The following is a 12,058-nucleotide window of genomic DNA, read 5'->3' on the forward strand; positions in this document are numbered from 1 at the left end:
CAAGTCATGACGGTCCAGTACAAGACCCCTGGCGTCTATGTTCAGGAGCTCGATGCATTTCCGCCGTCGATTGTCGGCGTCGAGACGGCCGTGCCGGTGTTCATCGGTTACACAAGGACGGCGGAGAAAGCCGGACGGCCGATGAAACTGCGGCCGCTCCGCATCTCCTCCATGGTCGAGTATGTCGCTGTCTTCGGCGATGCGCCCACCTACCAGTTCGCACTCACGGCGGTCCCTGCCGCGAAAGCCGGCCCAGCCGCCGCGAGCGCGGGGCCCCCTGCTGCGCAGGGGGGCGATGCAGCCGCCAAGGTGCAGGTGGCCGACAATTCCGCCGACAGCAAGACGCATGACGCCGCACCGAACGATCCAAACGCGCCGAAGGACGAGACCAAAGCGTCAACGGCCGCGGACCCGCCTCATCAGGGCGAACAGGGCGGCTCCACCGACGCAAAGCCGGACGACCACACCGCCGCACCCGAGAACCAGGCCGCCGCCAAGACCGATCCGGATGCGCCGAAAGCCCCCGACACCGCGCCTGCTGCAGCCGTCGCCGATGTCCCGCATGACGTCACCATCGGCGGCAAGGCCTACGGCATCGTGCTCGGCAAGGTGCCCTATCTCTACAACTGCCTGCGGCTGTTCTACGCCAATGGCGGCGGCGACTGCTACATCGTGTCGGTCGGGAGTTACGACGATGTCCAGAATGGCGGCATTTCCCTCGACGCCCTGAAGAGCGGCCTCGATGCCGTTCGCGATCTCGTCGGACCGACCATGCTGGTCATTCCTGAAGCCATGCAGCTCGAAAAGTCGAACTGCGCCACGCTGACTTCCGCCATGCTGTCGCAGTGCTACGAGCGCCAGGACCGCGTCGCCATCCTCGACGTCTGGGGCATCGATCAGTTGCCGGCGACGTTCACCGGTGCGGACCTGACGGCGAAGATTACCGATTTCCGCAGCACCGTCAGCGGGCTGGAGAGCCAGTGGCTGAAATACGGCATGGCGTATGCGCCGTTCCTCAACACCTCGATCGTCGACGCGAGCGAAGTGTCCTTCCTCAATCTCGACGCGACGAGCCGCAACAACCTCGCCAGCATCATCGAGCCGGAACTGGCGCAGCTGTTTCCCGATCAGACGAAGATCGCTCAGCTCAAGACGGACTTCACCAACCAACTGACGGCGATCGGCAAGCTGCCCGACGGTGACGCCAAGACGCAGAAATTCAAGCAGCTCAACCAGAACCTGGTCGCCCAGGTGCCGGTCTTCAAGGACATCTACACCACCATGGCGGCGAAGCTCGGCACCCTGCCGCCAAGCGCGGCGATGGCCGGCATCTACACCCTCAACGACACCACCCGTGGCGTCTGGAATGCCCCGGCCAATGTCGGGCTGATCGCGGTCACGTCCCCGACCATCGCCATCAGCAACCGGATGCAGGACGACCTCAACATGCCGATCGACGGTCTCGCGGTCAACGCGATCCGCGATTTCGTCGGTCGCGGTACCGTCGTGTGGGGCGCGCGGACCCTCGACGGCAACAGCAACGACTGGCGCTACATCCAGGTGCGACGTGCGCTGATCTACATCGAGCAGTCGGTCGAGCTGGCGCTCAACAAGTTCGTGTTCGAGCCGAACGTGGCCCAGACCTGGGCGACGGTGTCGTCGATGATCAGCAGCTTCCTGCGCGGCCTGTGGTCGGCCGGGGGGCTGATGGGTGCGACGCCGCAGGAAGCCTTCACCGTGCAGTGCGGCCTCGGCAGCACCATGACGGCGCAGGACGTCCTGGAGGGACGGATGATCGTGCAGATCAAACTGCAGATGGTGCATCCGGCCGAGTTCATCGTGCTCGCCTTCCAGCAGCAGATGCAGGGCGCCGCCTGACCTTCGATCACGAGCCGCTCACCATCATAGACAGAACGTCATCAGGAGACCTGACATGGCTGACGACAAGGGCGACAAGCAGGGCAGCACCTGGCCGCTGCCAAAATTCTATTTCTCCGTCCAGCTCGGCGACGACAAGGACGTCAAGTTCTCGGAAGTGTCCGGGCTCGAGGCCGACACCAAGGTGATCGAGTATCGCCACGGCGACAGCAAGGTGTTCGCCCCGATCAAGATGCCGGGCCTGTCCAGCGTCGGCAACGTCACCATGCGCAAGGGCATTTTCGTCAAGGATTCCAAGTTCTGGTCCTGGTATTCAGAGATCAAGATGAACGTGATCTCGCGCCGTGCCGTCGTCATCAACCTGCTGGACGAGACCGGCGCGCCGAAGATGATCTGGACGTTGCACAACGCCTGGCCGACCAAGATTACCGGCACCGATCTCAAGTCGGAAGGCAACGAGGTCGCCGTGGAATCGGTCGAAATCGTCTACGAGACGCTGGAAGTGAAGGCGGCCTGATCCCATGGCGGACGTCTTCTACCCACCAGTCGCCTTTCACTTCAGCATCACGCTGGACGGCGCGCTCGGCAACTCGCCGGACGCCAGTTTCCAGGAAGTGTCCGGCATCAAGGTGGAGTTCGGCACCGAGGATGTGGTGGAGGGCGGACAGAACCAGTTCGCCCACCGTCTGCCGACGCAGGCCAAATACGCCAATCTCGTGCTCAAGCGCGGCGTCGTGGTCGCCGCCTCGCCGCTGGCGAGCTGGATGTCGAACACACTGGGCAGCCAGTTGACGCGGCCGATCAGGCTGCGCGAGCTGATGGTGACGCTGCAGAACGAACAGCACGATCCGCTGATCAACTGGCGGTTCGTCAATGCCTATCCGGTGCGATGGGAGACGTCGTCGCTGAATGCGATGGAGAATGCCATCCTCACCGAAACGATGGAGTTCGCCTATCACTACTTCGAACGGGCAGTGATCGATCGCCGCCCTGTCACCGCGGTGGGACGATAGCAGTCAACGCGTCAGGAACAGACATGGCACTGGAAATTCGCGAGATCGGCATCAGCATGCGCGTCGGCGAGCAGGCGCTGCCGGCCGCCAACACCGCCCCCCAGCCCAGAGACAGCAAGGTCAGCCGGGACGACATCGTCGACGAATGCGTCCGCCGCGTGCTGCAGATGCTGAAGACCAGGCAGGAGCGCTGAGTTGTCCGACGGTACCCTCGCCAAGCTGAGGATCGAGGCCTATACGGATTCGCGCTTCAACAACCAGGCGCCCGTACCGTCTCTCGTCGTGCCGATCAATCCGGCCAAGTACAGCCGCAACGGCCGCATCTCCTATACCGACAACAAGGCCGCCGGCGCGGCCGGCGCCTCGCCGGTGTTCGACCGCATGGAGCCGGAGACCGTCACGTTCGAGCTGGTATTCGATGCGACCGGCGTGGTGCCGCAACCAGGCGGCGTCAACTCGCGCAACGGCGTCGCCGACCAGATCGATGCCCTGCGGGCGGTCGCCTACGCCTACAATGGCGACATCCACAGCCCGCACTATCTCAAACTCGCCTGGGGATCGTTCCTGTTCAAGTGCCGCCTGCAGTCGCTCGACCTGACCTACAGCCTGTTTGCGCCGAGCGGCATTCCGCTGCGCGCACGCGCGACGGCCGCTTTCGTCGGCTACACCGACGAATACCTGCTGCAAGCCAAGATGAAGAAGAGTTCGCCCGACCTGACCCATATGGTCACAGTGCAGGCCGGCGACACGCTGCCGCTGCTGTGTCACCGGATCTACGGCAACAGCCGATACTACAGCCAGGTCGCCGAGGCCAACGGCCTCACCGGTTTCCGTGACCTGCGCCCCGGCCAGCAACTGATCTTTCCTCCACTCGCGGGGCCCGCGTGATGCTGCTGCCGAGCCCCGTCCTCAACGACAGCGCCCTGCCGACGGTCTCGATCGAGGTCGAGCACGAGCCGTTCGATTCCGACAGCATCGTCTCGGTGGAGGTCTGGTCCAGAGTGAACCGCGTGCCGCGCGCCCGGCTTGTCATCAACGACGGCAACCCCGCGACCGAGAGCTTTCCGCTGAGCAAGGTCGATACTTTTCTGCCCGGCAAGCACATCAGCATCGCCGCCGGCTATGGCCACAGCAGCAGCACAATTTTCTCGGGCGTGATCGTCAAGCATGCGCTCGACATCGGGCCGAACCGGCCGGCCCGCCTAGTCATCGACATGGCCGACATCGCGCTGAAGATGACGCTACAGCGCCGGAATGCGGTGTTCAAGGACAGCTCCGATCATACCGTGATCGCTGGCCTCGTCAGCACCAACGGCCTGACGGTCACCCGCAACGACGCGCCCAGCACGGCAAGCACCGTGGTCCAATACCATGCCACGGACTGGGACCTGCTGGTGATGCGTGCCGAGGCGAACGGCCTCGTGGTCATCATCGAGGACGGCCGCATCAGTGTGGTGACGCCCGACACCTCGGCCCAGGCCGCGCTCATCGTCGAGTATGGCGACTCGCTGCTGGCGTTCGAAGCCACACTCGACGCCACCACCCAGCTCCGGACGGCGGCGACCAAGAGCCGCTCGTGGGATTATACCACCCAGAAAGTGCAGGAAGGCGTCGCCACCGATACATCCGTGACCACGCCCGGCGACGTCACGACGACAACGCTCGCCGCGGTCTTCAATCTCGCCGAGGCGCCACTCCAGAGCGCGGCGATGCTGCCCAAGGACGCGCTCGACAGCTGGTCGTCCGCAGAACTGCTGCGCAGCCGCCTCGGCAAGGTCTGCGGCCATGTCCGCTTCCAGGGCAGCAGCCTCGCCAAGGTCGGCAAGATGATCGAGCTCGCCGGCGTCGGACCACGCTTCACCGGCAACGCCTACATCAGCAGCGTCGATCACATGATCAGCGACAACCGCTGGCTGACCAGCGTCGATTTCGGCCTGCCAACCGCCCGGTTCGCCGACGAAACCCCGCTCATCGCCGACACCTCCGCCGGCGGCCAGCTGCCGCCGGTGCGCGGCCTGCAGACGGGGATCGTCAAGCAGGTCGACGAGGACCCTGATGGCGACTATCGCGTGCTGGTGTCGCTGCCGCTGCTCGGCAGCGACGCCGCCGGCGTGTGGGCCCGGCTCGGCGGCTTCTATGCCTCGAAGGCGTTCGGCGCGGTGTTCTATCCGGAGCTCGGCGACGAGGTCATCCTCGGCTTCATGAGCGAGGATCCGCGCAGCCCCGTCATCCTCGGCAGCGTCTACAGCAAGGACCGTGCGCCGGCCTACCCGCCCAACAAGGAGAACGACAAGAAGGCGATCGTCACGCGGTCCAAGCTCGAGATCACGTTCGACGACAAGGACAAGGTCATCGAAATCAAGACGCCCGGCGGCCACTCCATCAAGCTCGACGACAACAGCGGCGAGATCGACATCAAGGACAGCAACAGCAACTCGGTCGTACTCGGCAAGAACGGGATCACGATCGACAGCGCCTCCAATATCACGATGTCGGCGAAGGCCGACATCGCCATCAAGGCGGGCGGCAATCTCGCGATGCAGGCCACAGCCGAATCGACGCTCAAGGCCATGAACATCACCGAGCAGGCGAACATGAAACACGCGGTCGTGGCCAATGCCACCGCCGAACTGAAGGCCAGCGCTATGGTCACCATCAACGGTGCGCTGGTGAAGATCAACTGACCGGAAAGGACGCCGATGCCTCCCGCAGCCCGCCTCAGCGACATGCATACCTGCCCGATGGTGACGCCGGGACTGCCGCCGATCCCCCATGTCGGCGGACCGATCACCGGCCCCTGCGCCCCGACCGTGCTGATCGGCGGCCTGCCCGCCGCCAAGCTCGGCGACCTCGCGGTCTGTGTCGGCCCGCCCGACAGCATCATCAGCGGCTCGACCAGCGTGCTGATCATGGGCTTGCCCGCGGCCCGGCTCGGCGACAGCACCGCCCATGGCGGCGCCATCGTGGTCGGTTTTCCGACCGTGCTGATTGGCGGATGACCATGACCAGACCGCACGATCCCGCATTTCTCGGCACCGGCTGGAGCTTTCCGCCGACCTTCTCCCGCCCACAACTCGGCGTGGAGATGGTCAGCGGCGTCGAAGACATCCGCGAGAGCCTGCGCATCCTGTTCACGACCGCGCTCGGCGAGCGCGTCATGCTCCCCGAATACGGCTGCGATCTGTGGCGCATGGTGTTCCGCGACCTCACCACGACGCTGACCAGCGAGATCAAGGACATGGTCGAGCAGGCCATCGTGCTGTGGGAGCCACGGATCGACCTGCTTGCGCTCCATGTCGGCCCTGATCCGGACCGCGACGGTCAGATCCGGATCGAGATCGACTTCGCAATCCGCCGCACCAACACGCGCGGCAACTTCGTCTATCCCTTCATGCTGAGGGAGGCGACCCTTGCCACCCCGGATGACTGACATGGCGACGCGAACACCGATCATCATCGGCCGGTGGGCCACCCACGCGGGACGTCAGCGCCCCGCACTCGCTCCCGGCTATGTCGGCATCGACGAGCGCAGCTTCGCCGAGCTGGTGGCGTTCGCCCCGGCATTCGGTCGACATGTCCGCTATGTCGATCCCGACAACCGGCCGGACGGCGACTGGTCTGCGTTCTTTCTCGCCGACAGCGCAATGGTGCAGGCAAGCATCGCGGTGTTCGACGCAGCCGGCCACTCACGGCGTTTCCATACTGCGCTCGCGCGCGTCCACGGCGATCACAGTGACGCCGACCGGCTGACACACCTGCAGGCGGTGTTCGACATCGTGCTGTCGCTGCCGCAGGACGTCGACGCCTGGTATGGCGCCGTGACGCATCTGCGTGATGCGCCGCGGTCCCGCGCGCTGCGCAGCCTGCTGGCTTCGGCGATCAGGAGCGAGTTTGCACCCCTGCTGGCCGAGCTGCGCGGCTACGCCGCCGGCGCGGGGCAACCCGGCGCGCTCGGCCATCCGATCCCGCTCGACTGCCGGCACTTCCATGCGATCTGGCAGACCGAATTTCTCTGCCCCCGCGCCGCGATCTTCCAGGGACATTTCCGGCGTCAGAAGATGCTGGCGGCGCTCGGCCCGGTCACGACCCTTTACGATACGCTGCTCGGCGCCGTGACCGATCTTGCCGACCATGCCCGGCGCGATGTCGATGCCAGCTTCGCCGAGGGGCCGCTCAAACCACATATCGCGCTCTACGCCGCCTTCATCAACCAGTTCCGCAAGGCACAGACGCGCCTCAATGCATTGCCGTCCCGCCTCGTCGACTTCTACTACCACGATGTCCTGCACGAGGCGCGGCAGCCGCCGGTCGCCGACCGCGTGTTCCTGACCTTCACCCGCGCGCCCGGCATCACGCCCGCCCGCGTGCCGCGCGGCATGGCCTTCCCCGCCGGTGCCGCTTCACAGGGGCAACCGATCCTCTTCACCGCCAACCAGGCCCTCGACGTGACACGGGCCCAGCTGGTGCAGGCTCGGACACTGCGTACGGTCCGCGGCCCCCTGCTCGGCCCCACCGCGCCGTCATCGGGAGATCGACCCCAGCGGATCCATGCGGCCGAGATCGCCATCGGTCCGGACGGACGAGCGGCGAACGGTCGTCCCTGGGCCCCGTTCGGCGGCGGCACGGCCGACACGACCGCTGCGCCTGCGGTGATCGGCTTCGCGATCACCTCGCCGCTACTGCTGCTGACGGGCGGCCAACGCACGATCACGCTGACCTTGCATCTCGATCCTGCCGCCGCAGCATCCATGCTGGATCCACAGCTACAGGCCATCGCCGGTGCCACCGGTCTCGCCGCCGACCAGGCATTCGATCAGATCATCGCCGCCGCCTTCGACTTCACCGCCACCACGCCGTCCGGTTGGCACAACCTCACGCCGCTCCATGCCAGCGCACCAAACGGCCCTGACACACGCGCCCTCTCCTTCCAGTTTGCGCTGCCGCCCGAGGCGCCGGCACTGGCGCCCCTTGCGCCGCCTGCATCGGGACCGATCCAAGGCCCCGCGCTACAGGCGCAGCTTCGGCAGGAGCCGGTCGTGCTCACCGGCCCGGACGGGACCGCGCAGGTCTATCCCCTGTCCCTGCTCGATGCCCTGCCGATCGGCCGGATCACCATCGAGACCGCCGTCACCGGCCTGCCCGGCCTGACAATCCGCACCCTCAACGGCCCCGTGGACGCCACGGTGCCGTTCCTGCCGTTCGGTGCGCCGGCCCGCATGGGCGGATGGTTCGAGGTCCAGCATCCCGAGATCGGCGGCAAGCCGCTCGACAAGCTCGTCCTGACGCTCAACTGGCTCGGCCTGCCCGCACACCCGCACGGCTTCGCCGGCTATTATGCCCAATACCTGGTGGGACCGGATCGCACGCCCAACTCGCCGGCCATCACCAACCAATCGTTCCGCGCCGTTGCCAGCGTGAGCGGCCACGCACCCTGGGGCCTGCCGGCCACGACAATCCCGATCTGGCTGTTTCGCACGGCGGAGACGCAGGACAAGCCCGAGCCGGCCGCTCCGCCGCAGCCGACCACGACAATCACGTTGACGCCGGAGGCGCTTGCTGTCGTCCCCGGGGGCCCCACCGGCGCGGCGCTGCGCATCACACTGAGTGAACCGCCGTACGGCTTCGGCGACGAGCTGTATTCGCCGAACGTGCTGCATGCGCTTCACGCGATCCAGGCGCCGCCGCCGCCGCGCCCCTGGCTCTGCCGTCTGCTCGACCTGATCCTGCTGCGCACGCCACCGGCGCCGACACTTCCAGATGTGACGCAGCTCTATCCCAATCCGCCATGGCAGCCAGAAGTCGCCGCGCTCTCGGTCGATTACCACGCCACCGAGGCGCTCGACCTGCGCCGCGAATCCTCACCCGCCTTTTTCCACCTGCAGCCCACGGGCGCACTCGCTCCTGCGGCGACGACGCCGGCAGGACCGTCCCTGCTGCCGGCCTGCGGACCGCATGCCCAGCTCGACCTCGCATTCGCGGGCCTCGGGGTCGCACAACGATTGACGCTTCTGATACGCCCCAGCGAGAGCGGACGCGGCGGGCCCATCCAGTGGCAGGCCCTCGGCCAGACCGGATGGATCGACCTTGTCGACGGCATCGGTTGTCACGACGCCAGCCTTGGCCTGTCGCAACCCGGCATCATCACCCTTGAGCTGCCGACCATGGGCACCGATGCCAGCCCCGGACGCTGGTCCTGGCTCCGTGTGACACCGAAGGCGCACCCCGACGACTTCGCCGCCATCGCCGCGATCACACCTCATGCCGTCACTGCCACTCGGCAACTGAATGCCGTGCCCGGCGACGTCGCGCCGATCCCCGCGAAGACCATCAAGGCCGCGGCATCGCCCCTTGCCGGCGTTGCCACGATCGATCAGCCGGTCGCCTCGTTCGGCGGGCGGGCAGGCGAAACCGGAGGAACGTTGCCGATCCGGCTCGGCGAACGGCTGCGCCACAAGGAGCGCGCGGTGCTCGCCTGGGACCACGAGCATCTTGTGCTGGAACGCTTTCCGAACGTCGCCAAGGTGCGCGTGCTCGCGGCCGGCAACGGAGCCATCGGTCCGGGAGAGCTGCTCGCCGTGGTGGTGCCAGGCCCCCAACCGGCTTCCCCCGATCCATGGACGCCGCGAACGCCTGCTGAACTGCGTAGCCAGATCCAGACAAGCCTGCAGCAGCAGACCAGCCCCTTCGCCCGTATCCAGGTGGTCGATCCCAACTATGTGCGCGTCCGGGTTCAGGCCGACGTGGTCTTCCGCTCCGGCCCGCCAGGCGACGGCGCAACCCGCCTGGTGCAGGATCTGCACACGTTGCTGTCTCCCGGCGCCGACGGCCTCGACCTGGCCGAGGACGCCGACGGCGACGACGTGCATGTCGCGGTGGCCAACTTCATCGCGAGCCGCCCCTACGTTGCGGGGATCGCGCAGCTGAATCTCGTGTTCGCGCCTCCCATCGCGACATTCCCGTGGTGCGTCCTGACCTCGGCCGACACCCATGACATCCGTGTCGCCCATGCTGAGGCAACCGCCAGGCCAGCCGCTGCGCCGCCCGTCCCCGCGCGCTCGCCGATCGCGCCACCATCCCCGCTTCCCGCATGACCTTGCGAGCGCGCCATGTCCGTCCCCACAGTCATTCCCCGACAGCCCGCCGATCCCGACCTCGCCTATGACACGCTGCGCGCCGCGGCGTTGCAGTTCATCGAAACGACCGCCTCGGACAGCTGGAGCGATGTCAACGAGCATGACCCCGGTGTCACCACACTGGAGCTGTTGTGTTACGCGGTGACCGAACTCGGCTACCGCGCCGGTTTTCCCGTTGCCGACCTGCTGGCCGGCCCGCACGGAACGATCGACATGCGCCGTCAGGCGCTGCACACGCCGCGGCGCATCCTTCCCAGCGCGCCGGTCACGCTCAACGACTATCGCAAGCTGCTGATGGACCGCGTGCCGGGACTCGCCAACGTCTGGCTGGTGCCGGTCGAGACGCAACAGGCCGTCACCGGCCTCTATGATATTGATCTCCATGCTTCGGACCTCGAGAGCTGCCGGTGCGAGGGTGCGCCCGCCGATCCACGTCTTGCGCAGGTGCTGGGTGTCTTCGTGCGCCACCGCGCGCTATGCGAGGACGTCCGGCACGTCAGGCTGCTCCAGCCGGTCCGCACGACTCTCAGCGCCACCGCCGACATCGCCGGCCATGACGAACCTGAGTCGATCGCCGCCGACCTGCTCTATCGCGCCGGTCAGTTTCTGGCGCCGGAAATCCGCCGCCGGCCGCTGGCCAACCGGCTCGCAGCCGGCCTCACCACCTCACAGATTTTCGATGGGCCGCTGTTGCGCAACGGCTTCATCGACGATGCGGATCTCCAACCGCGAAGCTCACGGATCGATATGACACGACTGATCCGCGCGATGGCCGAAAGCCCCGGCGTCTCCGGCATCAGCGACCTCACGCTGCGCATCGGCCGACAGACCTATGGTGCCACCGACGTCGTCCCGGTCGGCAACGCCGACATCCTCAGGCTCGATCCCTCTCTCGACGCCAGGACCCCGCCGATCCGCCTGATCCGCCACGGCCATCCCTGCCGTCTCGACGCCAACCGGGTGCGGCAGGAACTGGCGAAACGCTGGCGCAGCCATCGCCGCCTCCATCCGCTGGCGCGGGACTATCATCAGGCCTTTGCGCCACCGCGCGGCCGTCGTCACGACCTCGCACACTACGCCTCGATCCGCGGCCTCTATCCTGAGACCTACGGCATCGGTGCACGGGGGCTCCCGGCCGACGCCTCGCCGCTGCGGCAGGCGCAGGCGCGACAGCTCAAGGGCTATCTTCTGGTGTTCGAACAGCTGCTGGCGGACTACCTGGCCCAGCTTGCCCACGCACGTGACCTGCTGTCGACCATCCCGACCCTGACGCACACCTATGCCGGCCAGTCGCTGGCCACGGCGCTCCCCGACCTGGCTGATCTGCTGCCCACCGCGGAGGCCATCGATCACCTGCGCACGCGACACGACGCGGGTTTGCCCCGGCGCAGCCGCTTCCTCGATGTCCTGCTCGCGCTCTACGCCGCCGATCCGCCGACGCACGAGCTCGCCACCGAGCAAACACGCGAACAACGGGATGACAGCCAGGTCGCTGCCAAGCTCCGCACGCTGAACAGCGTGGCGAGGGCAAGCCGTGACCGCGGTCTCGGCATCGATTATCTCGCCGAAGCCTCCGTCCGTAACCAGGCCGGGCTCGCGCGCGGCATCCCGCATTTGCACGGCGAGCCGCACACCCTTCATGTGATCGAGCACGTTCTGCTGCGCCCGGCGCGCCGCCTGCGCGGCGATGCAACGACGCCCCCACCCTTCGACTACGCGTTCACTGTCAGCGTCGTGATGCACTTTCCCGGCACCGCACGTGCCGACGACGACATGCGCGCGCACTTCGTGGCGCTGCTGCGCGCCCGGACCCCGGCGCATATCGCCTTGCGTGTCCATCAGCTGACGGCCAGCGAGATGCAGTCGTTCACGCCACGCCACACCGCCTGGCGGACCGCACTGCGATCCCGCGATCCCTGGGCCATCGTCCGCAGTTGCGTCAGGTTACGCGATGCGCTTGTGAAGCTGCCAACCGGCGACGTTAACGCCGGTGCCGCAACGACCGAAGGAGGCGGACGATCGTAACGCTGCCGC

10 protein-coding genes are annotated in these 12,058 nt (G+C 66.7%); all 10 read left to right on the top strand.

Going from position 1 to position 12,058, the window contains the following annotated elements; translation table 11 throughout:
- The first annotated feature begins 6 nt into the window (after positions 1-6).
- The 10 genes from AB4Z37_RS02090 to AB4Z37_RS02135 are packed head-to-tail and all read left to right on the top strand — an operon-like array spanning position 7 to position 12,049.
- Entirely contained in the window at positions 7-1,878 is a 1,872-nt protein-coding gene (locus tag AB4Z37_RS02090) for a phage tail sheath family protein (protein WP_441515015.1), read from the top strand.
- Between the two features lie 55 nt (positions 1,879-1,933).
- Entirely contained in the window at positions 1,934-2,395 is a 462-nt protein-coding gene (locus AB4Z37_RS02095) for a phage tail protein (RefSeq protein WP_441515016.1), read from the top strand.
- A 4-nt stretch (positions 2,396-2,399) separates the two neighbouring features.
- Entirely contained in the window at positions 2,400-2,891 is a 492-nt protein-coding gene (locus AB4Z37_RS02100; RefSeq protein WP_441515017.1) for a phage tail protein, read from the top strand.
- Between the two features lie 23 nt (positions 2,892-2,914).
- Complete coding sequence (locus AB4Z37_RS02105) at positions 2,915-3,085, top strand: DUF5908 family protein (protein ID WP_441515018.1); 171 nt, start codon at positions 2,915-2,917, stop codon at positions 3,083-3,085.
- A gap of 1 nt (position 3,086) precedes the next feature.
- On the top strand, positions 3,087-3,779 hold the full coding sequence (locus AB4Z37_RS02110) for a CIS tube protein (RefSeq protein ID WP_441515019.1): 693 nt from the start codon (positions 3,087-3,089) through the stop codon (positions 3,777-3,779).
- On the top strand, positions 3,779-5,575 hold the full coding sequence (gene vgrG / locus AB4Z37_RS02115) for a type VI secretion system tip protein VgrG (protein WP_441515020.1): 1,797 nt from the start codon (positions 3,779-3,781) through the stop codon (positions 5,573-5,575). Before AB4Z37_RS02110 ends, vgrG begins: the two co-directional genes overlap by 1 nt.
- A gap of 15 nt (positions 5,576-5,590) precedes the next feature.
- Positions 5,591-5,890 (top strand): PAAR domain-containing protein, encoded by a 300-nt coding sequence (locus AB4Z37_RS02120; RefSeq protein ID WP_441515021.1) that lies wholly within the window; start codon positions 5,591-5,593, stop codon positions 5,888-5,890.
- A gap of 2 nt (positions 5,891-5,892) precedes the next feature.
- Positions 5,893-6,321, top strand: coding sequence for a GPW/gp25 family protein (locus AB4Z37_RS02125; RefSeq protein ID WP_441515022.1), 429 nt, complete (start codon positions 5,893-5,895; stop codon positions 6,319-6,321).
- Position 6,322: 1 nt separating this feature from the next.
- Positions 6,323-9,982 carry a hypothetical protein gene (locus tag AB4Z37_RS02130; protein WP_441515023.1) on the top strand — a complete coding sequence of 1,220 codons (3,660 nt, stop codon included), beginning with the start codon at positions 6,323-6,325 and terminating at the stop codon, positions 9,980-9,982.
- 15 nt (positions 9,983-9,997) lie between these two features.
- Positions 9,998-12,049 (top strand): hypothetical protein, encoded by a 2,052-nt coding sequence (locus AB4Z37_RS02135; RefSeq protein WP_441515024.1) that lies wholly within the window; start codon positions 9,998-10,000, stop codon positions 12,047-12,049.
- Positions 12,050-12,058: the final 9 nt, after the last annotated feature.

Source organism: Bradyrhizobium sp. 2TAF24 (genome assembly GCF_052115025.1).
Lineage (GTDB): Bacteria > Pseudomonadota > Alphaproteobacteria > Rhizobiales > Xanthobacteraceae > Bradyrhizobium_A.